At 53.1% G+C, this 24,648-nt stretch carries 22 protein-coding genes and 4 tRNA genes; 5 read left to right on the forward strand and 21 right to left on the reverse strand.

The genetic code is table 11. The features are described from left to right. Positions 1-23: 23 nt before the first annotated feature. Genes yigB through lptM form a run of 5 tightly spaced genes read right to left on the reverse strand, consistent with a single transcriptional unit; the run spans position 24 to position 3,419 of the window. A complete protein-coding gene (yigB, locus tag HV311_RS24585; RefSeq protein ID WP_016155129.1) occupies positions 24-740 on the reverse strand; it encodes a 5-amino-6-(5-phospho-D-ribitylamino)uracil phosphatase YigB in 717 nt (238 codons plus the stop codon). Beyond that, positions 740-1,642 (reverse strand): tyrosine recombinase XerC, encoded by a 903-nt coding sequence (gene xerC / locus HV311_RS24590; RefSeq protein ID WP_049040600.1) that lies wholly within the window; start codon positions 1,640-1,642, stop codon positions 740-742. The genes yigB and xerC overlap by 1 nt, the downstream gene beginning before the upstream one ends. Beyond that, a complete protein-coding gene (locus HV311_RS24595; RefSeq protein ID WP_032932189.1) occupies positions 1,639-2,346 on the reverse strand; it encodes a DUF484 domain-containing protein in 708 nt (235 codons plus the stop codon). The genes xerC and HV311_RS24595 overlap by 4 nt, the downstream gene beginning before the upstream one ends. Next, a complete protein-coding gene (gene dapF, locus HV311_RS24600) occupies positions 2,343-3,167 on the reverse strand; it encodes a diaminopimelate epimerase (RefSeq protein ID WP_016155126.1) in 825 nt (274 codons plus the stop codon). The genes HV311_RS24595 and dapF overlap by 4 nt, the downstream gene beginning before the upstream one ends. A gap of 48 nt (positions 3,168-3,215) precedes the next feature. After that, the gene (gene lptM / locus HV311_RS24605) at positions 3,216-3,419 is read right to left on the reverse strand and encodes an LPS translocon maturation chaperone LptM (RefSeq protein WP_003017937.1); all 204 of its coding nucleotides are present in this window, start codon (positions 3,417-3,419) and stop codon (positions 3,216-3,218) included. 138 nt (positions 3,420-3,557) lie between these two features. On the opposite strand from lptM, the gene cyaY reads away from it, so the two are divergent. Continuing rightward, positions 3,558-3,878: an iron donor protein CyaY gene (gene cyaY / locus HV311_RS24610; protein WP_003828967.1), complete on the forward strand. Its 321-nt coding sequence runs from the start codon at positions 3,558-3,560 to the stop codon at positions 3,876-3,878. Between the two features lie 40 nt (positions 3,879-3,918). Here cyaY and cyaA read toward each other — a convergent pair whose 3' ends face one another. Continuing rightward, positions 3,919-6,465 carry a class I adenylate cyclase gene (gene cyaA, locus HV311_RS24615; RefSeq protein ID WP_047499563.1) on the reverse strand — a complete coding sequence of 849 codons (2,547 nt, stop codon included), beginning with the start codon at positions 6,463-6,465 and terminating at the stop codon, positions 3,919-3,921. Between the two features lie 395 nt (positions 6,466-6,860). Between cyaA and hemC the strand changes: the two genes are divergently transcribed. Genes hemC through hemY form a run of 4 tightly spaced genes read left to right on the forward strand, consistent with a single transcriptional unit; the run spans position 6,861 to position 10,938 of the window. Further along, positions 6,861-7,802: a hydroxymethylbilane synthase gene (gene hemC / locus HV311_RS24620; RefSeq protein ID WP_191220567.1), complete on the forward strand. Its 942-nt coding sequence runs from the start codon at positions 6,861-6,863 to the stop codon at positions 7,800-7,802. Then, a complete protein-coding gene (gene hemD / locus HV311_RS24625; RefSeq protein WP_016155122.1) occupies positions 7,799-8,539 on the forward strand; it encodes a uroporphyrinogen-III synthase in 741 nt (246 codons plus the stop codon). The genes hemC and hemD overlap by 4 nt, the downstream gene beginning before the upstream one ends. Positions 8,540-8,560: 21 nt before the next feature. Then, a complete protein-coding gene (hemX, locus tag HV311_RS24630) occupies positions 8,561-9,736 on the forward strand; it encodes a uroporphyrinogen-III C-methyltransferase (RefSeq protein WP_080860387.1) in 1,176 nt (391 codons plus the stop codon). 2 nt (positions 9,737-9,738) lie between these two features. Then, on the forward strand, positions 9,739-10,938 hold the full coding sequence (gene hemY, locus HV311_RS24635) for a protoheme IX biogenesis protein HemY (RefSeq protein WP_016155120.1): 1,200 nt from the start codon (positions 9,739-9,741) through the stop codon (positions 10,936-10,938). A gap of 459 nt (positions 10,939-11,397) precedes the next feature. On the opposite strand, the gene HV311_RS24640 is transcribed toward hemY, so the two are convergent. The 15 genes from HV311_RS24640 to wecA form a co-directional block, all read right to left on the reverse strand. Further along, a tRNA-Pro gene (locus HV311_RS24640) sits at positions 11,398-11,474 on the reverse strand. A 41-nt stretch (positions 11,475-11,515) separates the two neighbouring features. Further along, positions 11,516-11,601, reverse strand: a tRNA-Leu gene (locus HV311_RS24645). Between the two features lie 20 nt (positions 11,602-11,621). Beyond that, positions 11,622-11,697, reverse strand: a tRNA-His gene (locus HV311_RS24650). Positions 11,698-11,753: 56 nt separating this feature from the next. Then, a tRNA-Arg gene (locus HV311_RS24655) sits at positions 11,754-11,830 on the reverse strand. 102 nt (positions 11,831-11,932) lie between these two features. Next, positions 11,933-13,318 (reverse strand): bifunctional threonine/serine APC transporter ThrP, encoded by a 1,386-nt coding sequence (gene thrP, locus HV311_RS24660; RefSeq protein ID WP_016155119.1) that lies wholly within the window; start codon positions 13,316-13,318, stop codon positions 11,933-11,935. Between the two features lie 278 nt (positions 13,319-13,596). Further along, positions 13,597-14,337: a lipopolysaccharide N-acetylmannosaminouronosyltransferase gene (gene wecG / locus HV311_RS24665; protein WP_101701053.1), complete on the reverse strand. Its 741-nt coding sequence runs from the start codon at positions 14,335-14,337 to the stop codon at positions 13,597-13,599. Then, on the reverse strand, positions 14,337-15,692 hold the full coding sequence (gene wzyE / locus HV311_RS24670) for an ECA oligosaccharide polymerase (protein WP_016155117.1): 1,356 nt from the start codon (positions 15,690-15,692) through the stop codon (positions 14,337-14,339). The genes wecG and wzyE overlap by 1 nt, the downstream gene beginning before the upstream one ends. Further along, positions 15,689-16,768 (reverse strand): TDP-N-acetylfucosamine:lipid II N-acetylfucosaminyltransferase, encoded by a 1,080-nt coding sequence (locus tag HV311_RS24675; protein ID WP_191220568.1) that lies wholly within the window; start codon positions 16,766-16,768, stop codon positions 15,689-15,691. Before HV311_RS24675 ends, wzyE begins: the two co-directional genes overlap by 4 nt. After that, positions 16,765-18,015, reverse strand: a complete 1,251-nt coding sequence (gene wzxE / locus HV311_RS24680; protein ID WP_019078442.1) for a lipid III flippase WzxE — start codon at positions 18,013-18,015, stop codon at positions 16,765-16,767. The genes HV311_RS24675 and wzxE overlap by 4 nt, the downstream gene beginning before the upstream one ends. Before the next feature lies 1 nt (position 18,016). Further along, on the reverse strand, positions 18,017-19,147 hold the full coding sequence (gene rffA, locus HV311_RS24685; RefSeq protein ID WP_191220569.1) for a dTDP-4-amino-4,6-dideoxygalactose transaminase: 1,131 nt from the start codon (positions 19,145-19,147) through the stop codon (positions 18,017-18,019). Between the two features lie 4 nt (positions 19,148-19,151). Further along, on the reverse strand, positions 19,152-19,829 hold the full coding sequence (gene rffC / locus HV311_RS24690) for a dTDP-4-amino-4,6-dideoxy-D-galactose acyltransferase (RefSeq protein WP_191220570.1): 678 nt from the start codon (positions 19,827-19,829) through the stop codon (positions 19,152-19,154). Continuing rightward, positions 19,826-21,088 carry a UDP-N-acetyl-D-mannosamine dehydrogenase gene (gene wecC / locus HV311_RS24695; RefSeq protein ID WP_191220571.1) on the reverse strand — a complete coding sequence of 421 codons (1,263 nt, stop codon included), beginning with the start codon at positions 21,086-21,088 and terminating at the stop codon, positions 19,826-19,828. Before wecC ends, rffC begins: the two co-directional genes overlap by 4 nt. Next, positions 21,085-22,215, reverse strand: a complete 1,131-nt coding sequence (gene wecB, locus HV311_RS24700) for a non-hydrolyzing UDP-N-acetylglucosamine 2-epimerase (protein WP_029139774.1) — start codon at positions 22,213-22,215, stop codon at positions 21,085-21,087. The genes wecC and wecB overlap by 4 nt, the downstream gene beginning before the upstream one ends. Positions 22,216-22,270: 55 nt before the next feature. Beyond that, on the reverse strand, positions 22,271-23,317 hold the full coding sequence (gene wzzE, locus HV311_RS24705) for an ECA polysaccharide chain length modulation protein (RefSeq protein ID WP_016155108.1): 1,047 nt from the start codon (positions 23,315-23,317) through the stop codon (positions 22,271-22,273). A 12-nt stretch (positions 23,318-23,329) separates the two neighbouring features. Beyond that, the gene (wecA, locus tag HV311_RS24710; protein ID WP_016155107.1) at positions 23,330-24,433 is read right to left on the reverse strand and encodes a UDP-N-acetylglucosamine--undecaprenyl-phosphate N-acetylglucosaminephosphotransferase; all 1,104 of its coding nucleotides are present in this window, start codon (positions 24,431-24,433) and stop codon (positions 23,330-23,332) included. Positions 24,434-24,648 lie beyond the last annotated feature (215 nt).

A 24,648-nucleotide genomic window follows, 5' to 3' on the forward strand; every position in this document is an offset into this window, starting at 1 on the left:
TATATACAGAGTTCTGCTGGTGATTATATCAGCGAGGTCAGAGATGCCAACTGTGAAATTTCGATATGCGGCAGCAAACGGCTGTCTGCGGTTTGCATCAGGTCGGCATTTTCCGGTTTGATCCAGCAGGCCTGCATACCGCAACGGATGGCCCCCGCCACGTCTGTCGTCAGGTCATCGCCCACATGCAGAATCTCAGCCACAGGCATTTTCAGTTTATCTGCCGCCAGCGCGTACATGTCGCTGAACGGTTTTGATCGCCCGTCGGGACCGGCGCGCAGCACAAACTCAAAGTAATCGCCCAGGCCGAACAGTTCTGGCTGTGCGTTACCGTTGGTGATCGCCACCAGCGGCCATTTGCGGGCCAGCGCCTTCAGCGTGTCATGCGTCGCCTGCGGGACGTCAATGCGGCTACGCCATTTGGCGAAATTCATCATCGCCGCATTTGCCCCCATTCTGGCTTCTGCTTCTGACAATCCCGCCTCCAGCATAGCGCGCTCTACGGCGCGGTGACGCCATTGGGTAACGTCGTGGTAGATTTCCGGCTCGGCGTCGCGAACGGCCTGACGTAAGCGCTGTAGGTCGCTGTTTTGCAGCGAATTCAACGCCGGATGGTAATTCTGTACAAACGCGAGCGCTTCCTGCTCGGTGCGTGTGATAACGGGACGGTTATCGTAAAGGGTGTCATCAAGGTCAAAGGTGAGCGCAGAAATACGCCCCAGAGGCCGGTAAAAACGCATTATTTCCCCCGTTTGGCGCGTGGATGCGCCGCATCGTACACTGAAGCCAGGTGTTGAAAATCAAGATGGGTATAGATTTGGGTAGTGGAGAGATTAGCATGCCCCAATAACTCCTGTACCCCGCGCAGATCGCCGCTCGACTCCAGCATATGCGTCGCAAAAGAGTGGCGCAATTTGTGGGGATGTACGTGGCTGTTCAGCCCCTGTTTGATCCCCCACTCCGCAAAGCGTTTTTGCACATTACGCGCAGAAATGCGTTTGCCCAGTTTTGACAGGAATAACGCATCGTCATCGCAGCCAAATAGCCCCCGCAGGTCCAGCCAGTGCTCAATCCACGCCACGGCATTGCGGCCAATTGGCAGGCGACGTTCTTTACTGCCCTTCCCCATCACCCATACTTCGCCGGTGTCGAGATCGAGATGTTTAATATCCAGCCCAACCAGTTCAGACAAACGCAGCCCTGCGCCGTACATCACTTCTAACATTGCCCGGTCGCGCACGGCGAGGGGATCGTTGAGGTCGATATCCAGCAGACGATTAACGTCGTCGACATCGATATTTTTAGGTAGATGACGCGGTGCTTTCGGCGCGGAAACACTTTTTGCGGGATTGGCTTTCAGCTCGCCCTGATTAACCAGCCAGTCAAAGAAACTGCGCAATGCGGAGAGACGCAGCGCCAGGCTCGCTGGCCCCAGCCCTTTACGACGGCTGCGCACGGCAAAACTGCGTACCATCGAAGCGTCACATTGTTGCCAGCTTTGCAGACCGGTCTCTCCGGCTAACGCAATGATGGCATCAAGCTGACGCTGATAATTCAGCAATGTGATCGGGCTAAGCTGGCGCTCAACGCCCAGATAGCGTAAAAATCGCGCCACATCCTGAGAAAGGGGTGAATCGGTCATACGCGTTCAATCCAGCGCTCCAGCAGCTCCGGCAACATCAGCGAGATTTCCTGCAGTAATTGCGTACCTTGCCCCTGCTGGTAATGATTAACGTCGCGACTACTGAACAGCATCACGCCCAGGGATCCATCTTGCCCCAACATCGACATCGCCACCGAGCCTACCGCTTTCGCCTCGGGCATCATGACCAGAAGTTCCGGGCCATTGAGCGGTCCAAGATAGTGCAGTGACTGGCCCAGACGCTGAATACGCAGCGGTTCAAAAGCCTGACGGCTTAATGCCAGATGAGTGAATTTTGATGGCGCACCAAGTCGCCAGCGATCCGGGAACAGACGAACCGTCGCCCCAGCCAGCCCTAACTCACGCGCCCAGCGATGAAATCGCATCAGCATGTCGTCAAGACTGCTGGCCGATACCAGCCGGGCTTGCAGATTTAACAGACGATAGAACAGGCTTTCATTGGCGTTGGCTTGTTCCATCAACAACGCCATATTCTCTTCCAGCACGTTAATATGATTACGTGCCCGCGCCATATGCCATTCCACTAAAGAGACCGTGCCCCGCACCGGGTGTGGAACACGCATCGCTTCAACTGCCTGGGCATTACGGATAAAAAACTCAGGATTACGTTGCAGGTAATCGACGACCGCCCGGTCGTCCAGCTCCATGAGCGTTTCCTGTAGTTCTTCCCCTGGTTGCTTCATAAGTGAATAAATCCGTCGTAGACATGTGCCGCCGGGCCAGTCATATACAGCGGATGACCCGGACCTTTCCAGGCGATATCAAGTCGACCGCCCGGTAATTCCACCCTCACTTCTTCTGCCAGCAGGCCCTGCTGGATACCAACCGCAACAGCGGCGCACGCACCGCTGCCGCAGGCCTGCGTTTCACCCGCGCCGCGCTCATAGACGCGCAGCCGGATGTGCTCGCGCTTTACCACCTGCATAAATCCGATATTGGCGCGTTCAGGAAAGCGTTCGTGACTTTCCAGAACCGGCCCCAACGTTTCTACCGTGGCCGTATCAACATCATCAACCTGAATTACGCAGTGCGGGTTCCCCATTGAAACCACGCCGCACAATACTGTCTGTTCAGCCACGCGCATAATATAGGTCTTCTCTGCTTTGTTGGCGCGAAACGGAACCTGCGCGGGTTCAAAATTGGGTTCACCCATATTCACCCGTACCAGCTCGTCGTCGGTTACGGTTAATACCATACGACCATTAGCGGTACTGACGCGAATATCACGCTTATTGGTCAGCCCTTTCAGGCGAACAAAGCGGGCAAAACAGCGAGCGCCATTGCCACACTGTGACACTTCACTACCGTCGGCATTAAAAATACGGTAGTGGAAATCCAGCTCCGGATCATACGGAGGTTCAACCACCAACAGTTGATCAAATCCAACGCCGAGATGCCTGTCGGACAAGCGGCGGATCAGCTCTGGTGAGAAAAAGACATTCTGCGTTACCGCGTCGACGACCATAAAATCGTTGCCAAGGCCATGCATTTTAGAGAATTGCATCATTCACTCCGTTCACGCGGGTACAGAAATATACATCTATTCCTGACGTCAGTAATTCACCTGAGAAGGCCCGTCACTAATCCCACGATCGTTTTTCTCTGGCGTGGTGGATTGCGATTGCGGCTGAACGCTCTTGGTCGGAGGCGGCGCGGTTTTATCTGCTGGCGGGAAATAGAGCGGGCCTTTTAGCCCACAGCCCGTCAGGCTGAACAGAGTAAAAATGACAGCGAGTGGCTTTAACACGTTTTTCATTATCGATTGCCTGTAAAGTTCATGCTTTCTGTTTTCTATCATCGCAGGAGAAGGCGTAAAAGCAAGAGTTAGCCTGTAATCTGCAACGCGTTTTGTTTCAGGTTATACTGCCGTCATCACGAAAAACAGGATAAGAAAATGAACGACAGTGAATTTCATCGCCTTGCTGACACCCTGTGGATGACCATTGAAGAGCGTCTGGATGACTGGGACGGCGACAGCGATATCGATTGTGAGATCAACGGCGGCGTGCTGACCATCAGCTTCGAAAACGGCAGCAAAATTATTATTAACCGTCAGGAGCCGCTGCATCAGGTGTGGCTGGCGACCAAACAGGGCGGCTACCACTTTGACCTGAAAGGCGACGAGTGGATCTGCGATCGTAGCGGCGAAACGTTCTGGGATCTGCTAGAACAGGCGGCGACACAGCAGGCGGGTGAAGAGGTGAGCTTCCGTTAAGTTTTATTGCCGGATACGCTTCGCTTATCCGGCATCATGCTCACGAGAAATACTGCTGTAACTGCGGAGTGTCGTTTTCCTGACTGACGGGCGGCACGGCGCTAATCGGCTGGGTACGGAACGGGATCACCTGCGCGCGCCCGTCGGTTTTCACAATCTGATAGAACTGCGGCAGGTTAAAGTTGATGAAGCTGGAGCCGTAGGTAAAGCGATCGTGCGACGACGAGTAGAAACGGCTGACATCGCGTACCAGCTCCTCTTTGCTGCCTTCGCAGTGGTGATACACCTCAGCCCGATTACTCTCATCCAGAATGTAGATATTAAAGCCCTGCTCATCACCCGTTTCTTCGAAAAAGAACTGAATGATCCCTTCGCTGGCAAAACCGTCAACCACTGACGGGAGTTTCACATGATTGGTCTCAACCTGAACGGAAAGCCCGTGCAGTTTGTTATGTGAAATCGCGCCATAAAATTCAATCGCGTTTTCCAGCTTCTGTACCGAAACGTTCAGGCGCTCGAAGAACAGACCCCACGTCTGACCGGAAACGCGCAGCGCTTTGAAGCGTCCGGTTTCCTGACGGGTGCTGGAGAGGCGCAACTCAATGCACTCAGAAACCAGCTGCTGCACGCGGGTGCGAATTAAACCGCGCAGATGCTGGCTATAGCAGAAGACCTCGACGCTATCCGGCGGCGCGGCATCCTGGTGCATTTTACCCAGAATCGTTTTTAACGCTTCAATCATCGCCTGCTCACCATTGAAGTGCAGCGTACGCACTTCATTCCACGAGTTGCGGTACAACAGGTCGACGCTACCCACCAGGCAATTTTGTTCTTCACCAAAGCTGAAGACGTCCAGCTTACGGAAATCAAAATGAACCACCTGATTGCGAAATGCTGCCGTCGGGTCATATTCAAGGTTAACAATAATCGCCAGGTGGCGAATCTCGCACGGGCTATAGAGCGCCTTCGGCGTTGGCGCTGGCAGTCGCAGCGGGAAGTGATGCGACACGTCGGCGACCATTTCTTGCAGCTTCGGCAAATCAACAATGCCGTTGCCCTTAATAAATAAATGCGTACGCGAGGTCAGCAGGCCGTTGAACCAGGCCCACGCCACCAGTTTATTGAGGTAGCGGTTATATTCCAGCGGCTGATGGCTGATGATCGAGTCCATGTTAGGCGCGCGGTTATAGAGATACCAACCCGAACGGTTGGCACGGCCCGGCGGCACATGGATAAAGGTCAGATTCGGTTCCGAGAGATCCGGAGATATCTGCGGGTTCACCAGCGTTACTTTACCTGGCAATGCTTCAAACGCGGCATACAGCTTACGGGTCAGCACGCCGATATCCTGCGGGCTGGCGCTCACGCTGAGGTTATTTCGGCGGGCAAAACGGATCAGGTTACGATAGCTCTGCATCATCGCATCGAGCAGTTCGTTATGCGCTTCGCGTACCTGGTCAATCTTCCAGTTAGCGCGGTTATCCAGCATGGTCAGACGGGCGTCATCCCAGCCCCACTCTTTCACTAACTGACTTAATACTTCACGACGCCAGCCCACGCAGGCGCGCTCGCGGCTCAGTTTCTCACACACTTTTAAGTAGAAACATCGACGCACTAAATCCAGACGAGTCGGGTCTTCGATCGCCGTGAGGTACTCGGTAACGCGCTCCAGCATCATGCAGTAAGGGTCGAGACCAAAAGAGACGATCTCGCCATCGTGCAGGCGCTGTTTGATATCTTTCGCCAACAGGCGTGGATTGGGGTATTCCCAGGAATAAGCTTCCAGCAGCAGCGTTTTCAATACCGCTTTGTACGGGGAGTCGATACTCTTGTACAGCTGCCAGAGGCTGGCGCCAAAGTACTCTTCGGCGGAGAGCGAACTGAGTCCGCCGAGATCCAGCCATTCGTTTGGCGTTAATACCCCCTGTGCGTAAAGCGTCATGACGTAATCGTCGTAATGCTCTTCTTCGTCGCCCGGCACCATATTCCACAGAATACGTTTACCCGCGAGACGCACAGCGGTGCGATAGAATTCATCAAGCAGCAGGATATGCTGCGTCGAGCCACAGTCTTCACCACCCAAACTGCCGCTTTCATTGTGGCGGAAACGGTTTTCATCAATCAGGAAGAAGCTGACTTCCACGCCCAGCGAGGCGGCCCAACTTTCCAGCAGGCTACATTTACGCTGCAGCAGTTGGCGCTCTTCGCTATCCAGCCAGGATTGATGGCAGACCCAAATATCAAGGTCAGAGGAACAGCTTTGCCCTACCGAAGAGGTGCTGCCCATTGAGTAAACGCCGGTGATAGGCAGTTCGCCCTTGGGAGGATCCTGCGGTGACATACCGCGGTACAGTTCCAGTTCGTTCAGGTAGTGGCGTTGGGTTTCATCAGGCGTGTAAAGGCATATGCCTTTGGGAACGTTACCATCAAGGTAACCCGGCATCAGCGGATGGTGGTAGTGCAATAATGTCGGCAGCAGACTGTATACCTGCTGGAAGGCAGGTCCCATGGCAGCAAGCGCGCGATCCACACGCAGTTGATTTATGGCATCCAGTCTCTGTTTCAGAGTCTCAATATAGAGGTACAAGACGTATCGCCTGATGTTGCTATCCGTCATGTTGTCGGTTGCTGCGGCACAAGCGCTCACAATAATCGTCATCAATTCGGATAAACCGTATGTCAAAAATAACCGTTACCTGTTTTTTCGCCCATATTTTTTTATGCTGTACAGCCGAAAAAATGGTCTAAAACGTGATCAATTTAACACCTTGCTCATTGACCGTAAAGAAAGATGCGCTACATACAAGTGTAGCACCGTTCGTTACGTGTAAATTCCTTCATACGGTCGGGAGGTTTCTCGTCATTATTCACTGCCAGTGATGATGCAGCGCCTTTTCCTCTCACTCACGTTTGAGCGTAACGCTGACATCCCTTTGATAAGGATGTTAGGATGGTCAATGATTGATAATGACGGTAACAAGCATGTTAGACAATGTTTTGAGAATTGCCACACGCCAAAGCCCCCTTGCGCTCTGGCAGGCACATTATGTCAAAGACGCCTTAATGGCAAACCACCCCGGTCTGATCGTGGAACTGGTTCCGATGGTAACCCGTGGCGATGTGATCCTTGATACCCCGCTGGCGAAAGTCGGGGGGAAAGGGTTGTTTGTTAAAGAGCTGGAAGTCGCGCTGCTGGAAAAACGCGCCGATATCGCCGTGCATTCCATGAAGGATGTGCCGGTTGAATTCCCTGACGGTCTTGGACTGGTCACCATTTGCGAGCGAGAAGATCCGCGTGATGCTTTCGTCTCAAATAAGTACAACACGCTGGATGAACTACCGGCAGGCAGCATCGTCGGGACATCCAGTTTGCGTCGCCAGTGCCAGTTGGCAAAGCGTCGCCCGGATCTCGTCATCCGTTCACTGCGCGGTAACGTAGGTACGCGTCTGAGCAAACTGGATAACGGCGATTATGACGCCATTATTCTGGCGGTCGCCGGATTAAAACGTTTAGGTCTTGAGTCGCGAGTCCGCACCGCTCTGCCGCCGGAAGTCTCCCTACCCGCTGTCGGGCAAGGCGCAGTTGGCATAGAATGTCGACTGGATGATATGCGCACTCAGGCGCTGTTAGCGCCGCTCAACCATGAAGAGACGGCGCTGCGCGTCAAAGCCGAACGCGCCATGAATACCCGCCTGGAAGGGGGATGTCAGGTCCCTATCGGCAGTTATGCAGAACTCATTAATGGTGAGATTTGGCTGCGGGCGCTGGTCGGCGCGCCTGACGGTTCGCAGATGGTATGCGGAGAACGTCGCGGCGCCGCGCAGGAAGCTGAACAGATGGGCATCTCTCTGGCTGAAGAGCTGCTGGAGAACGGCGCGCGCGTCATTCTGGCTGAAGTTTACAACGGAGAAGCCCCCGCATGAGTATTCTGGTCACCCGCCCGTCTCCCGCAGGGGAAGAGTTAGTGAGCCGTCTGCGCACACTGGGGCAGGTGGCCTGGAGCTTTCCGCTCATCGAGTTTTCACCCGGTCGGGAACTGGCAACGCTTGCTTCCCGACTGTCGGCGCTGACGGAAAACGATCTGGTCTTCGCCCTCTCGCAGCACGCCGTCACCTTTGCAGATGCCGAGCTTCAGCAACAGGGGAAAAGCTGGCCCTCCCTTCCGCGTTATTTTGCCATTGGTCGCACAACGGCGCTGGCGCTGCATACCGTTAGCGGTTTCAATATTCACTACCCTCTGGATCGGGAAATTAGCGAAGTCTTGCTACAATTACCTGAATTACAAAATATTGCGGGAAAACGCGCGCTGATATTACGCGGCAATGGTGGCCGTGAGCTGATAGGTGAAACCCTGACAGCACGCGGAGCTGATGTCGATTTTTGTGAATGTTATCAACGCAGTGCAAAATATTACGATGGTGCAGAAGAAGCGATGCGCTGGCAATCTCGTGGTGTGACCACGGTGGTTGTCACCAGCGGAGAGATGCTACAACAGCTCTGGTCGCTCATTCCGCAGTGGTATCGTGAGCACTGGTTACTACGCTGTCGGCTGCTGGTCGTCAGTGAGCGTCTGGCGCACCTCGCCCGGGAACTGGGCTGGCAAGATATTAAGGTCGCTGATAACGCCGACAACGATGCGCTACTACGCGCATTACAATAACTCTCATAATGGGATGCCATAATGACGGAACAAGAAAAATCCTCCGCCGTGGTTGAAGAGACCAGGGAGGCCGTGGAAACCACGTCACAGCCAGTCAATACTGAAAAAAAGAGTAAGAACAGCACGGCGCTGATTCTGAGCGCTGTGGCGATTGCAATTGCGCTGGCTGCAGGCGTTGGGCTGTACGGTTGGGGGAAACAGCAGGCAACAACGCAGACAGCAACCAGCGATGCGCTGGCGAACCAGCTTACAGCGTTGCAAAAAGCGCAAGAAAGCCAAAAAGCTGAGCTGGAAGGCATTATTAAGCAGCAGGCAACGCAGCTGGATGAAGCCGCTCGCCAGCAGGCCGCGCTGGTCAAACAGCTTGACGAAGTCCAGCAAAAAGTCGCCACTATCTCCGGCAGCGATGCCGGGACATGGCTGCTGGCGCAGGCTGATTTTCTGGTGAAACTGGCCGGTCGCAAATTATGGAGCGATCAGGACGTTACTACCGCCGCGGCGCTGCTGAAAAGCGCTGACGCCAGCCTGGCGGATATGAATGACCCAAGCCTGATTACCGCCCGTCGCGCGATTACCGACGATATCGCGAGCCTCTCCGCGGTGACTCAGGTCGACTATGACGGCATTATCCTGAAAGTGAATCAGCTATCTAACCAGATCGATAACCTGCGTCTGGCCGACAACGACACCGACGATTCGCCGATGGATTCCGACAGCAGCGAGCTTTCCAGCTCGATCAGCGAATGGCGCGTCAATCTGCAAAAAAGCTGGCAGAACTTTATGGACAGCTTTATCACCGTTCGCCGTCGTGATGAAACCGCCGTCCCGCTGCTGGCACCAAACCAGGACGTGTACTTACGGGAAAACATCCGTTCCCGCTTGTTAGTAGCCGCCCAGGCCGTGCCACGTCATCAGGAGGAAACATATCGCCAGGCGCTGGAAAACGTCTCCACCTGGGTGCGCGCCTACTACGACACCGACGATGCAGCCACCAAAGCTTTCCTTGAAGAGGTAGACCAACTGAGCCAACAAAGCATCAGCATGGACGTACCGGAAACGCTGCAGAGCCAGGCGCTTCTCGACAAGCTCATGCAGACCCGCGTACGTAATTTACTGGCACAGCCTGCCACAGCGCCGGTTGCAGCAACTCCTGCGCCTTCAGCTGAAACTCCGGCAACTGCGCCGCAAGGAGAATAATGATGCTAAAAGTATTATTGCTCTTTGTGCTGTTGATCGCCGGGATCGTTGTCGGTCCAATGATTGCCGGTCATCAGGGCTACGTGCTGATCCAGACGGATAATTACAATATCGAAACCAGCGTGACGGGTCTGGTGATCATTCTGATCGTCGCAATGGTCGTCCTGTTTGCGATTGAATGGCTGCTGCGCCGAATTTTCCGCACTGGCGCGCATACCCGCGGATGGTTTGTCGGTCGGAAGCGTCGTCGCGCCCGTAAGCAGACCGAGCAGGCGCTGCTCAAGCTGGCAGAAGGCGATTATCAGCAGGTTGAAAAGCTGATGTCGAAAAACGCCGATCATGCAGAACAGCCGGTAGTGAATTACCTGCTGGCGGCAGAAGCTGCTCAACAGCGCGGTGACGAAGCTCGTGCCAACCAACACCTTGAGCGTGCTGCCGAACTGGCCGGAAATGATACGATCCCGGTAGAAATCACTCGCGTTCGCCTGCAGCTGGCGCGTAATGAAAATCACGCCGCGCGCCACAGCGTAGATAAACTGCTGGAAGTGACGCCACGTCATCCGGAAGTGCTGCGTCTGGCTGAACAGGCCTACATTCGTACCGGTGCATGGAGTTCGTTACTGGATATCATTCCATCCATGGCAAAAGCGCACGTGGGTGATGACGAGCACCGCGCGATGCTGGAACAGCAGGCATGGGTTGGTCTGATGGATCAGGTTCGCGCCGATCAGGGCAGCGAGGGGCTACGTGCATGGTGGAAAAACCAGAACCGTAAAACCCGTCACCAGGTTGCCCTGCAGGTGGCAATGGCTGAACATCTGATTGAGTGTGACGATCACGATACGGCGCAGCAGGTCATCATTGATGGTCTTAAACGCCAGTATGACGACCGCCTAGTGCTGCCGATCCCGCGTCTGAAAACCAACAACCCGGAACAGATAGAAAAAGTGTTGCGCCAGCAGATTAAAGCCGTCGGCGATCGCCCATTACTGTGGAGCACGCTGGGCCAGTCGCTAATGAAGCACGGCGAATGGCAGGAAGCCACGTTCGCCTTCCGTGCCGCTCTCAAACAGCGTCCAGATGCCTATGACTACGCCTGGCTTGCTGACGCGCTGGACAGACTGCATCAGCCGGAAGAAGCCGCCACCATGCGTCGTGATGGCCTGATGTTGACGCTGCAGAACAACAATCCCCCGCAGTAATTCCCTCTTGCCCGGTGACGCTTCGCTTACCGGGCCTACCGTTATTTCATATACACCAAATCATTCGAGATGCTTCGAGGCGACTTGAAGGATGAGGTGTATATGCATAAAAAAACGCCCGCTCTTTTGGAGCAGGCGTTAAACAGGTCTGTATGACAACATAAATGGGTGCTTCACTCAACGTTATGTCCATGGTGTTTGATGAGGCCAGAGCGACATCTGTCTGTGGACGATAAGCACCGTAAACGGCTCTGCATCATTCCTGAGTTTATGAGGCCAGATGGCGAACATAAGAGATGGAATGAGCATCTACCCGTATATTATTGCACAAGGCATGCCACGATTGCACTGCAAAAACAATGGAACCGGACTTTTTAAGACATCAGGAAATTCGGGGAAATAAAGGCTGAGAAGGGAAAATCAGAAAACAAAAAACCCCGCCGAAGCGGGGTTCAAAATTGGTCGGCGAGAGAGGATTCGAACCTCCGACCCACTGGTCCCAAACCAGTTGCGCTACCAAGCTGCGCTACTCGCCGTTTTACTGCTTTTTGAATTTTTAGTTCAATTCTTTAAGTCGTGGTGCGAGGGGGGGGACTCGAACCCCCACATCCTAAGGACACTAACACCTGAAGCTAGCGCGTCTACCAATTCCGCCACCTTCGCATTTCACAACTTTAAATTAATGGGGTGGCTAATGGGATTCGAACCCACGACAACTGGAATCACAATCCAGGGCTCTACCAACTGAGCTATAGCCACCACTGCAAATCTTTTACGCGGTATTAAAACCACCGCAGCTCCGGCACCTTACTAAATGGTGCGCCCGACAGGATTCGAACCTGAGACCTCTGCCTCCGGAGGGCAGCGCTCTATCCAGCTGAGCTACGGGCGCTTAGCGCCGTTGCGGGGCTGGATATTACGGAGGTCTCGGTCTGCTGTCTAGTGCTTTTTTAAAATAAATTATCGTTTGGTCATGGTTTGTGCGTTTTGTCGCTTATTCCTGCAATTTTTGGGCTGTGCCATGACGATTCAGGCCAAAAACCTTATAAATGAGCGTCACGGCCAGTAAGAAGATAATGCCAACAAACAGCGACATTCGGGTATCTTCATTAAAGTACATGCCGATTAATACGCAAATCAGGAACGCCATCGTCAAATAGTTCGCCCACGGGAACAGAATCGAGCGGAAAGGATGACTGGCGATCGCCGCTTTATGCGCCTGACGGAAACGTATCTGGCTTATCAGAATAACAAACCACGGCACCATCCCCGGCAGCACGCTGGCGCTATAGACATAAACGAACACACGCTGCGGGTTGGGAATGATGTAGTTCAGGCACGAACCAACCAGCAGGATCGCGATAGAAATAGCCACGCCGGCAACCGGCACGCCCTGGCGCGAAACTTTTCCAACAGCGGCAGGTAGCTGGCGATTCTTTGCCAGCGCGTAAAGCATACGCCCACAGCTGTACATCCCACTGTTACAGCCCGACAGCGCCGCCGTCAGGACCACAAAGTTAATAATCCCTGCCGCGGCGGTAATACCAATCTTGGCAAAGGTGAGAACAAACGGGCTACCGTTACTGCCAATCTCATTCCACGGGAAAATAGTGACGATAACAAAAATCGCACCGACGTAGAAAATCAGAATACGCCACAGCACTTTCCCTACTGCACTCCGCAGCGTGACCTGCGGATTCTTCGCTTCACCCGCAGTAATGCCGATCAGCTCCACGCCCTGGTAAGAAGCCACGACAATACACAATGCCGTCAGGAAGCCCTTCCAACCACCAGCAAAGAAGCCGCCGTGCTCAGTCAGGTTGCCAAAGCCGATCGCCTGACCGCCATTGCCAAAACCGAAGAAAATCACCCCTAATCCAATGACGATCATCACAATGATGGTGGTCACTTTAATCATGGCAAACCAGAACTCAATTTCACCATACAGGCGAACCGCGGCGAGATTTGCCAACGCAACCAGTCCGACAGCAATCAGTGCGGGTATCCATTGTGCCATTTCCGGGAACCAGAACTGGACGTACACCCCGATGGCGGTAATCTCTGATATCCCCACCGCCATCCACATAAACCAGTATGACCAGGCGGTGAGATAACCAAAGAAGGGGCTCATATAACGATGGGCGTAAACAGCAAATGAACCGGCAACCGGCTCGAGGAATAACATCTCCCCCATAGAACGCATAATGAAAAAGACGAACAGCCCGGCGACGATGTATGCCAGCAGAACCGAAGGTCCCGCCCATTTCAGGGTACTGGCGGCCCCCATAAATAGCCCGACGCCAATAGTCCCCCCAAGGGCAATTAATTCGATGTGACGAGCCTCCAGCCCACGCTGTAGCTCAGGTTTGTTCTCGGCCATAAATCCTCTTGTTGTGTTTGCATACTGTCCGGTATTACCGGTTCTCGTTATGGGTACATCTTGTTATGCCATAACAGGCCATACGGCACCGACCGCTTAACGGTTGGCGTCAAAAACACCACGGCACTGCAATGATTGTTGCGAATGGTTTCCTAAAATCGCTTAAATGGCAATTAAAGCATTCAAAAAATAAATAGATTGTGTGAGAAAGCAGCGATTATGTTGTGAATAAGTAGCGTAATTAGCAGATCACGCTACTTATCAAAGGCGAGAGGGTGTCAGAGGTTGCCGGTATAGTGCCAGCGGAGATAGCGTAATAAGCGAAGTTGACGAGTGATACGGCTTGGCTGCGACAATAAGCGATACAGCCACTCCAGCCCCAGACTCTGCCAGATTCGCGGCGCACGCTTAACGTGACCGGTAAAGACGTCGTAGGTACCACCGACGCCCATATACAGCGCTTCAGGGTGAATCTTCCGGCAGTCACGCATAAAGATCTCTTGTTTCGGCGAGCCCATCGCCACCGTCACAATCTGCGCACCGCTGTCGTGGATACGTTCAAACAACGCCTGACGCTGGTCCGGGGTAAAATAACCGTCCTGACTGCCTACAATGTTCACGCGCCACTGGGCACGCAGTTTGGCTTCCGTTTGCGCCAGAACTTCAGGCTTGCCACCAATCAGGAAGACTGGCGTTCCTTCCTGCCCGGCTCGCGCCATAAGCGCTTCCCAAAGATCAGCCCCTGCCACGCGTGAAACCTGCGCCTGCGGGAATTTTTTGCGCACTGAGCGCACCACGCTAATCCCATCCGCATATTTGAAGTCAGCGGCGTTGATCAGATCCCGCACTTCAGGGTTATCTTCTGCCGTCAGCATCTTCTCAGCGTTGATTGCCACCAGCGTTCCTGACCTGAGATGTCCCTCGGCAAACAGGTAATTTAGCGCATGCTGCATATCGCGCCAGCCAATCAATTGTAGCCCGCGCAGCGAGTAGAGTGGCGCAGTTGTGTTATCTGTCATTACGATCCTTCAATCTGTGTCCGGGGCAGCGATTTGATTCGTTTATGGATGAGTCCCGCACTATCGAATAGCCAAAACAGCAGTTTTGCCACCAGCAGACACACGCCGAAAATCACGAGGAAAAAGACCACTCGCGAGACAAACGAATCCAGCCCTTCACGTGCCAACACGATCATATTGAAAATAGCGCCAAAACAGAAACTGTGCAGAATCGCCGCCTTGTAGCGATTGGTTTCGCGGTTGCCTAACTCATACAGCCAGTCAAACCATTTGATGATGAGTCCAACGACAATCGCGCCTAACGGGATAAACAGCGCCCCGCCCATCACCACCAGTGAACCAATTAACGTCGGCGAAATCGCCAGACCTGAGTGGTTGTTCAACACTTCCCAGGTAAAGTAGTTCGCTGAGTTGAGGACAATACTCGGCCGCCCAGGCCACAGCCAGGAAGGGATAAAGACGTAGAAGTCACGGACAATCGGCGCCAGCCCCTGAAACTCAATATTGTGGTAATTTTGCAGCAACAGCGCCAGATTCTCCCACGGCGAGAAGGTGTCGCGCGTGAGGTACAGGAAGGTATAGAACGCCTCGTCGCCGCTAACGTTCATCCCATAGCGCTTCAGCGCCAGCCAGAACATCCCGACGATACCCAGCACGCCCGCGGCGGCCAGCATCCACAGCGAAATCCAGCCGCGAATGATGCCGATAAACAAGAAGATGGCAAACGCAATGATGATATTGGCGCGCGTCCCGCCAACAATCATATAGGTCAGCAAACCAAACGCGACGGTACTCACCAGGAAGAATAACCACGCTTTGCTGTCCTGACGCAGGAAATAGACCACCAGCATTGCCGGAATGAAGAAGTAGAAGAAACGCTTCAGAGCGACGCCAGAGACTTCACTGGAAAAAATTTGGCTGTAGGATTGCAGTCTGAACAGCAGAAATCCGTTGTGCATAAAGAAGACGCCCACGCTCACCAATGCAATCGCCATCAGGATAACCCAGGTCAAATGCGCTTCAACGCGATTGATGGTAAATAGCGGCCTGCGTGGCTTATCCTCGACTCGCTTGCGAAGGCGGGTTTTATACGTCACGTAGTAGACGGCATAGAAACAGGCGGCTGACAGCAAGGCCTGCAGCAGGATCTCCGGCGGAGCAACTGCCACATCAAAACGGAACACCAGTATGCTGGTCAACGGGAACCCGAAGAAGAACGTCAGCAAAAAAAGCAGCGAGAAGAAAACATTGAAGTTAAAACGCACGCGGCGGAATTCAAACCAGGTCAGCGTGGCGATAAACAAGGTGGAGAGCAGCCATACCACCAGCAGACCGCTAAATTGCATCAGGCTCATATGGTTTCTCCTGAAGCAATGCGCAGCGCGTTGTGCCACGGCTGCAGATAATTCGGGCTAAAGAAGGTGATTGAATTTTTATCTACCGATGCCAACTGGCGCTGCGCTTCGCGTACGACGCCTTCATTGAGCTCATCAGTGGTAAATAACACCGGGAGATTCTGTTCCACCATATCCTGCCAGAAGGGATTTTCACGGTTGAGCACGCACGGGATACCGGCTTGAATCAGCAAACACAGGGTACCGATCCCCTGCTGACGGGCAAAAATAAAGTAACCCAAATCACACTGACGTAATAATGTCAGATAGGCATCAAATTCCAGCTTTTCACTTAAAATTTGCAGATTCTCAGCGCTAAACAATGCCAGACCGGCCTGACGAACCTCGTCGATATAAGCCGCATTATTGGCGGGGTACCCCATCGGTACAATCACATTCACCGTGTCGCCGAACTGCTGATGGACGGCGCGGAGCGCGGCAATATGCTCATTGCTGCGATCGCCAGAGTTGCCAACCAGCACCGTCATCTTGCCGCTGCGCTGACACGCGTTGCTCATATTATTGAACGAGGGATCCATCCGCGTTGGGAAATAGAGCAACTCGCCACGCACGCGCGGATGCTGTTCGGCGAAATAGCTCAAATCACCCCGCGTGGCAAATACGCAGCCCACGCGATTCTGCGCCATACGGCGAATGGGGTAAAACAGGCGAAATTTCAGTCCACTAGAGACTTCATATAAATCCGCGCCCCAGATATGCCAATAAAACTGCTCCGGTTTAATTCCCCCGCTCAGCAGCGCTAACCACAGGCTGGTGTTGAACTGACCGTGGAAGAAAAAACGCTGTTGGCGATCCGCTTTTGCTTTCGCGATAACCGCTTCAGCCAGCGCCTTTTTCCCACCATAGAAGCTTAGCGATAACGCCGGGCAGTTCTCACTGAATCCGGCATCCTGACCTGCAACCATAAACGTGCGCGCGTGCTCGCTCGTCGCGGCCAGCGAGTCGTTGAAAAACCGCAGCACGGTTTGGTTATGGTGAGGGATATCCGATCCCAGAACGTGAATCAGTACAGTCATACCCGCCTACGCCAGAGTAAAAACACGCCACAACAAAGAGAGAAATAGACAATGTACGTTGCCATGTAAGCCTGTGCCGCGCCCAGCGCACCATGTGCAGGGATCAGCCAATGTGCAAACGCCGTCAATAACATGAACTGGCTAATTTCTGCCAAGATATAAAACCGCAGCGACGCTTTCGCGATCACCAGATAACCGAAAACATAGGCGCCGACTTTCAGCACATCACCGACCAGTTGCCAGGCGAACAGGTCGCGCATGGCGGTGAATTTAGCGGAGAAAAGCAGCCAGATAGCAAAATCGCGCAGTAGCCAGACGGTAAAGCTTGCGGCAGCAACCGCCGGCAGCACGAATTTCAACGACTTGATCACTTCGCGTGTAATGTCGCGCTTTTCAGTCAAACGCGACAACGTCGGCAGCAAGTAAACGCTGAATGAGGCGGTGATAAATTGCAGATAAGCATCGGAGATACTGCTCACCCCCTGCCAGATCCCCACATCATCCCAGCTGTACTGCGCCGCCAACAGGTTTCGCATCATCACGTATGCCACTGGCAGCGTTACGGAGGTAATCAGCGCCATCAGCGTAAACTTGCTTAACTGCCCTGCCAGACCGTTATCCCACGAGGGTTTCAGGTAATGCAGGGGGATAGTCCCACGCTTAATCAGCATTATAGCGGCAGGGATAACGACCAGCGCAGGTACCAGCGCCAGGCCCAGCAAGGCGCCTTCATACCCTCCCAGGCGATAACAGCCATAATAAGCCGCTACACCCACCAGGCTCCCCACAATCAACGACAGCGCGTTACCCGCCGCATCGCGGAAGCCCTTCATCAGCGCCAGCAGCAGGTTCGCCCAGGCAATGCCCATCTGCACCAGCGCAACCAGTCGAACCAGCCCCTGATAATGAGTATGACCAAATAATCCCTGACTGATAGGTGCGGCCGCCAGCAAAAAAATCACCGCCATCAGCGTAGAGAATCCCAGCACCATCGCGGAAGATGTACCGACCACCTTACGGAGCCGGGCCGGATCGTCATGATGCTGCGCAACGTATTTCGTGACGCCATTGAAAATGCCGGCCCCCGCCAACACGCCAAGCACAGTGACCATCTGGCGGAAGTTACCCGCCTGCCCCACGCCTGCCGGGCCAAACGACACCGCCAGCAACTTCACAACCAGCAAACCTGCACCAATTTTTACCAGCGTACTGGCCGCCGTCCATAAGGACGCTTTTGCAAGCGACATATCAGGCGAAGTAGTTGAGTAAGGTCGTAATGACTGTTCGCTGGTTCACCGGCGACAGATTGTAGAACAGCGGTAAACGCAGCAGGCGTTCGCTCTCTTTGGTGGTGTAACGATCAACACCGGCAAACACGCCGAATTTATCGCCAGCCGGGCAATCATGCAGCGGGATATAGTGGAACACCGCCATAATTTCAGCTTCTTTCAGGAAGTTAATCAACGCCGTGCGATCGTCGATATCGCGCAGTTTGATGTAAAACATATGGGCATTCTGTACGCAACCCTCCGGTATCGAAGGCAGCTCAATACGCCCGACACGCGCCAGCGGTTCCAGGGCATCGTAATACTTTTGCCACAGCGCCAGACGCTGCTGGTTAATACGATCAGCCGCTTCCAACTGCGCCCACAGATAAGCCGCCTGCAGATCGGACATCAAATAGCTGGAACCGATATCACGCCAGGTATACTTGTCTACCTGGCCGCGGAAAAACTGACTACGGTTAGTCCCTTTTTCACGGATGATTTCTGCACGCTCGACTAATTTTTTATCATTAATCAGCGTCGCTCCACCTTCCCCGCCTGCGGTATAGTTTTTGGTCTCATGGAAGCTAAAGCAGCCGATGTGACCAATCGTACCCAGCGCACGCCCCTTGTAGGTCGACATGACGCCCTGGGCGGCATCTTCCACCACATACAGGTTATGTTTAGTGGCCAGCCCCATGATGGTATCCATTTCGCAGGCCACGCCCGCGTAATGTACCGGCACAATAGCGCGGGTTTTATCGGTGATCGCCGCTTCAATCAGCGTTTCGTCAATGTTCATGGTATCCGGGCGGATATCAACAAAGACAATTTTCGCGCCGCGCAACACGAAGGCATTGGCCGTAGAGACAAACGTGTAGCTCGGCATAATGACTTCATCGCCAGGCTGGATGTCCAGCAACAATGCCGCCATCTCAAGCGATGCGGTGCAGGAAGGCGTCAGCAGCACTTTCTCACTGCCAAAATGCTGCTCCAGCCACTGCTGACAGCGACGGGTAAAGCCACCGTCACCACACAGTTTGCCGCTATTCATCGCAGACTGCATGTAATCGAGTTCAGTTCCCACCACCGGCGGTGCATTAAATGGAATCATCGTGTCACCTGTATAACCAATACGCGGTGCTTTCCACATTCGCACCACTGTGTATATAACGTTTAAGCGCGGCGGTGTTGCCCATTTGGGTCGCCACGCGCAATGTTGTTTTACCGCGGGCCTGTGCCCAACAAAGCGCGGCCTGCATCAGTTCTGCACCCGCACCACGCCCGGCCAGCAGGCCAATTCTCGCCTCGGTCGCATTCAGTTCACGCAGCGAGACATAGCCACGAATCTCACCAGTCGGTTTACGAAAAACGAGGCACTGATGATCAAACGTCCCCAGCACCGCGTTTTCAATCCACTGTGCGTAGAAACGCGCGCTGGCATCTTCGGCATACCACGGGGCGCGAAAACGGCTTTGCGCAAATGCCTGTCCTGCCAGATGGCGTAATACCGGGATATCCGTAGGTTGCGCGACCTGCGCACCGGGGTCGCCGCTGGCACACGTCACCGGCAGTACAAAATCGACTTCACCTTCTACCAGTGAGAAACCCAAATGCTGCAGAGCATCTAATTCATGGCTATTTGCGGCAAGTATTTTTGCTTGTACACGCGACCAGGGCAGCAACGCATCCGCAGTTAGAACCGGCGCGCGTTGGTCAAAACGGACAATGGCGCTATTCACGCCAAAGAACGTATTTTCCCAGCTAAGCGGCTCAATACTGGCGCGGATTTTCACCGCCAGACCCCTTTGGTATCAACGATGTACTGCTGTTGAACCGCATCGCCTTTGATGGCTTTAAATTCATTATGGTCAACTAACATGACCAACACATCAGCATGTGCCAGAGCATCGTCCAGCGTCGCCAGTTGGCAAAGACCATCCAGTTTTTTCGGCAGTTGATGGATGTTCGGTTCCACCACCAGCATTTCGCCTTTGTGCCATTGCGCAATATTCTGCGCAATTCCCATCGCCGGGCTTTCACGCAAATCGTCAATATTGGGTTTGAATGCCAGACCAAAACAGGCAATTTTCACTTCGCTAGCCCGTTTGTTGGTATCTGCCAGACAGTCGGCTACGGCAGCCTTTACCCGATCGACCACCCAATGCGGTTTACCATCGTTTACCTCACGCGCGGTGCGGATCAATTTCGCCTGCTGCGGGTTCTGCGCCACGATAAACCACGGATCGACCGCGATACAGTGTCCACCTACGCCAGGGCCGGGCTGCAAAATATTCACGCGTGGATGCCGGTTTGCCAGGCGAATCAGTTCCCAGACGTTGATCCCCTGATCGGCGCAAATCAGCGACAGTTCATTGGCGAAGGCGATATTGACATCGCGAAAGCTATTTTCCGTCAGCTTACACATTTCTGCGGTGCGGGCGTTGGTCACCACACATTCGCCTTCGAGAAAGATGTTGTACAGCTCGCTGGCGCGCGCGGAACAGACGGAGGTCATTCCTCCAATCACCCGATCGTTTTTAATCAGTTCGACCATTACCTGACCCGGCAGTACGCGCTCTGGGCAATAAGCAATGTTAACGTCCGCCTGTTCACCGACCTGCTGCGGGAAAGTCAGGTCAGCCCGCATTTCTGCAAGCCATGCGGCCATCTGTTCAGTTGCCCCGACAGGTGAAGTGGATTCCAGAATCACCAATGCGCCTTTTTTCAAAACTGGCGCAATAGATTTCGCCGCGGCTTCTACGTAGACCATATCGGGTTCATGATCTCCCTTGAACGGGGTAGGCACCGCAATCAGATACGCATCAGCATCTACGGGTGTCGCGCTCGCACGTAAAAACCCATTTTCGACCGCCGTTTTCACCACCGCCCCCAGATCGGGCTCAACGATGTGAATTTCACCGCGATTAATGGTATCCACCGCATGTTGATTTATATCTACGCCAATTACGTGTTTTTGACGGGAAGCAAAGGCAGCCGCCGTTGGCAGTCCGATATAACCCAGCCCAATGACAGAAATGGTCGTAAAACTCATAGCGATATCCGATTATTTTTTAATGCATCTAAAATGCGGTCACATGCCAGCCCGTCTCCATACGGATTATGGGCGCGGCTCATGATCTGATATTCATTGTCGTCATGCAGCAAACGCGTGACTTCTTCAACAATCCGCTGTGGGTCTGTACCTACCAGACGTACAGTCCCTGCGGTAATAGCTTCCGGGCGCTCCGTTGTTTCACGCATCACCAGCACAGGTTTCCCCAGAGACGGCGCTTCTTCCTGAATCCCGCCGGAATCAGTAAGGATCAGCCAGGCGTGATTCATCAGCCATACGAATGGCAGGTAGTCCTGCGGTTCAATCAACACCACGTTTTCAACGTGACCCAGGATGCGATTGACCGGCTCACTGACGTTAGGGTTCAGGTGTACCGGATAGACAATCTGCACATTTTGGTTAGACGCGGCTATTTCCGCCAGGGCATGACAGATTTGCTCAAAACCGCGACCGAAGCTTTCCCGACGATGACCGGTCACCAGGATCATCTTTTTATCAGCATCCAGGAAAGGATAACGTTCGGCTAGATCCGCACGCAGCGTCTCATTTCCCAGTACGCGATCCCGAACCCAGATCAACGCGTCAATAACCGTATTACCCGTGACGAAAATACGATCATCAGGGATAGCTTCTCGTAACAGATTTTGCCGCGAGTTTTCTGTTGGGGCAAAATGATACATTGCCAGACGCCCGGTCAGCGTACGATTAGCCTCTTCCGGCCATGGTGAATAGAGATCGCCTGTACGTAAACCAGCCTCTACATGCCCCACCGGGATGCGCTGATAGAACGCGGCCAGACTGGTAGCAATCGTGGTTGTGGTATCACCATGAACCAACACCACATCGGGTTTGAATTCAGCCAAAATAGGCTTTAACCCTTCCAGGATGCGGCAGGTTATTTCTGTTAGTCCCTGACCTGGCTGCATAATATTGAGATCGTAGTCAGGTACAATGGAAAAAAGATTCAACACCTGATCGAGCATCTCCCGATGCTGCGCCGTAACGCAAACTTTCGCCTCAAAATCAGGATCTTTTTCCAGCGCATGAACCAGAGGAGCCATCTTAATGGCCTCCGGTCGCGTACCAAATACAGTCAGTACTTTCACATCGATTCTCTTCGGATTGGCAGTGAGAGCCCAGCCCCTCACTGCAACGGCATTGCTAAATCGTACGGCGACGGGTTAACGCGACACCAGCACCGATCAGAGCCCCAACGATACCCCACATAATCATCAGGAAGGCGCGACGAGGGCTGTCACGTTTTACCGGCTCTTCCGGCGTTCTCAAATAACGATAGGTCTGAAAACGCGGATCTAAAGTTGGTCCAACGTTCAGGGTGTTCAGCATTGCCCTGTTCTGGAAATAGTCCAGATCGAAATCCGGACCAATTGACTGCAGATTCTCGAGTCGCGCCTGCAACATAGGACGTCCGAGTAAGAACAATTCTGAATCCGGTAATTCATCAGCTGGAACATCTGTGGAAGTACGCGAAATATTATGCTGCTCAGCAATTTTAAGCGCTTGTTCAATGCTGTGGACGCGGCGAGAGAAAATGGATTTTGCCACTTCTTCCTGACGTTTGACCTGCGCTTTCATCTGCACAGTGCGTGCAGCCCATGCGCCTTTTAACTCATCGTTCAGATGACGTGCCGCGCGTTGGCTGGCAAACGCGACGTACTGGCGCAGCAAATTGTTGGCATCAGGAGCCGTCTCGGCAATCAACTTCACGCTGTCATTGGTATTACGTAGCGCATCGCCAGGTAAAAACTGAATGTTATTGATCAGTTCATCCAGCATCGCCGCATCGGCTTTGCTATTACCGACCATACGCTGCTTATAGTAATCAGTCTGCTGCCAGAATTCTCGGCGTGTATCCCAGGAGGCAAGCTGCATAATGAATTCTTTATAGGCCTCATCCATTACTGACGGTTGGTCCGTGGACGCAAGACTGGCCTTAATATCCAGGTTGCGTAAAAACTGTTGTTGAGAGTAAAAGCCACCCAACATATTGACCGTTGGCCTGTCAGTAATCGCCGTGGCGCTCCACTCCTGACGCGCAAAAAACGTATAGGCGAGAGCCGCTATCGCGAAGGCGAGAGCCATACCGACGATCCACACCTTCCCTGACCACAAGGTACGAAACAACCCACGGATATCCAGTTCATTTTCAGCGCTCACGGCGTCTTCCCCCGGTAATGGTTGTCTCATCGCATCCTCAATTTACTTGGTTAAGTTTGGTTTGCCTTCACGAATTCTTCGCAATCTACGCTTCACTCGCTTGATAAATCTCGCTACCTTCCAGGCACGCTTGATACAGTAACCGTAGAGGCCAAAGGCCAGTAAAAAAAGCAACAACATGGCCCATTCAGGAACTAAGCGAAAATATTCAGCCAACACGCCGATAGACGCCAGTACCGCCGCAGCCAGCGTAATCAGAACAAATGCTTGTCGGGAAGTAAACCCTGCCCGCATCACCAAATGATGTATGTGTTGACGATCCGCGGAGAAAGGGCTCATGCCTTTTCGCAAACGTCGGTACATGATTGCCACCATATCCATCAATGGAATGGCAATAATCCACAGTGCAGTTACCGGGCTAATGGGGTGAGTTTTGCCCTGCGTAGTCTCCAGCAGAATCCAAATAATGGTGAAGCCAATCAGTGTACTGCCCGCGTCACCCATAAAAACTTTATAGCGACGTCCAAGGATGCCCAGATTTAGCAGGATATAAGGCAGAATGGCGGCGATCATGGCAAAACACCAGATAGCCAGACTCGTCTGACCATCAAACCACAAAATGAATCCCATCGCCGCAAATGAAACGCTGGACAACCCACCTAGCAGACCATCAATCCCATCCACCATATTGAAGGCGTTTATTGCCGCCCAGACGGCAAACAGCGTGAGTAAATAGCCGAACGGACCGAGCACCATCTCCCAGGGACCAAAAATATACCCAAGGCTAAGAAGATAGAGTTTGCCAACCGACATCATAATAATGCCGATCGCGGCCTGGATAATCGCACGGATTTTCACACTGATATCAAAGCGATCGTCTAACGCGCCGACCAAAACTAATACACCAGCACAGGCCAGAAAGAGAGAAGCATGCGGGATGTAGTAGTCAGCAATGGCAAACGTAAAACATACACCTGCGTAAGCCGAAATCCCTCCAACCAACGGAATCAATCCCTGATGCCGTTTACGGAAGTTGGGTTTATCCACTAAACCAATCTTTTTTGCGACCTTGCGGGCAAAGAAAAGAAACAGTGTTGTGAATAAGAAAATACTGATGAGATCAGTGCTTACTGTCAGTAAATTCACAATGCATGCTCTCAGAGAATATTAATAGCAGAAGTATAACCACGAAGACCTATATTCAGAAGGGAAACCCGACTTCATACCCAATGGTTTTGTATAATTATCAACCACAAGAAACAGATTACGAATCTTTTTCTACTTGTTGGTACTTCATACCGTATTATCGTTATTGTGTCGTTAAGATTACAGCCACAAAAGCAAAACGCCACGTAAAAACG

This window comes from Citrobacter sp. RHBSTW-00881 (assembly GCF_013728515.1).
Classification (GTDB): domain Bacteria; phylum Pseudomonadota; class Gammaproteobacteria; order Enterobacterales; family Enterobacteriaceae; genus Citrobacter; species Citrobacter braakii.

What these genes read in the sequence shown, in the direction of transcription:
- yigB (WP_016155129.1), bottom strand. Translation starts at nt 740, where the DNA reads ATGCGTTTTTACCGGCCTCTGGGGCGTATTTCTGCGCTCACCTTTGAC.
- xerC (WP_049040600.1), bottom strand. Translation starts at nt 1,642, where the DNA reads ATGACCGATTCACCCCTTTCTCAGGATGTGGCGCGATTTTTACGCTAT.
- HV311_RS24595 (WP_032932189.1), bottom strand. Translation starts at nt 2,346, where the DNA reads ATGAAGCAACCAGGGGAAGAACTACAGGAAACGCTCATGGAGCTGGAC.
- dapF (WP_016155126.1), bottom strand. Translation starts at nt 3,167, where the DNA reads ATGCAATTCTCTAAAATGCATGGCCTTGGCAACGATTTTATGGTCGTC.
- lptM (WP_003017937.1), bottom strand. Translation starts at nt 3,419, where the DNA reads ATGAAAAACGTGTTAAAGCCACTCGCTGTCATTTTTACTCTGTTCAGC.
- cyaY (WP_003828967.1), top strand. Translation starts at nt 3,558, where the DNA reads ATGAACGACAGTGAATTTCATCGCCTTGCTGACACCCTGTGGATGACC.
- hemC (WP_191220567.1), top strand. Translation starts at nt 6,861, where the DNA reads ATGTTAGACAATGTTTTGAGAATTGCCACACGCCAAAGCCCCCTTGCG.
- hemD (WP_016155122.1), top strand. Translation starts at nt 7,799, where the DNA reads ATGAGTATTCTGGTCACCCGCCCGTCTCCCGCAGGGGAAGAGTTAGTG.
- hemX (WP_080860387.1), top strand. Translation starts at nt 8,561, where the DNA reads ATGACGGAACAAGAAAAATCCTCCGCCGTGGTTGAAGAGACCAGGGAG.
- hemY (WP_016155120.1), top strand. Translation starts at nt 9,739, where the DNA reads ATGCTAAAAGTATTATTGCTCTTTGTGCTGTTGATCGCCGGGATCGTT.
- thrP (WP_016155119.1), bottom strand. Translation starts at nt 13,318, where the DNA reads ATGGCCGAGAACAAACCTGAGCTACAGCGTGGGCTGGAGGCTCGTCAC.
- wecG (WP_101701053.1), bottom strand. Translation starts at nt 14,337, where the DNA reads ATGACAGATAACACAACTGCGCCACTCTACTCGCTGCGCGGGCTACAA.
- wzyE (WP_016155117.1), bottom strand. Translation starts at nt 15,692, where the DNA reads ATGAGCCTGATGCAATTTAGCGGTCTGCTGGTGGTATGGCTGCTCTCC.
- HV311_RS24675 (WP_191220568.1), bottom strand. Translation starts at nt 16,768, where the DNA reads ATGACTGTACTGATTCACGTTCTGGGATCGGATATCCCTCACCATAAC.
- wzxE (WP_019078442.1), bottom strand. Translation starts at nt 18,015, where the DNA reads ATGTCGCTTGCAAAAGCGTCCTTATGGACGGCGGCCAGTACGCTGGTA.
- rffA (WP_191220569.1), bottom strand. Translation starts at nt 19,147, where the DNA reads ATGATTCCATTTAATGCACCGCCGGTGGTGGGAACTGAACTCGATTAC.
- wecC (WP_191220571.1), bottom strand. Translation starts at nt 21,088, where the DNA reads ATGAGTTTTACGACCATTTCTGTCATTGGGCTGGGTTATATCGGACTG.
- wzzE (WP_016155108.1), bottom strand. Translation starts at nt 23,317, where the DNA reads ATGAGACAACCATTACCGGGGGAAGACGCCGTGAGCGCTGAAAATGAA.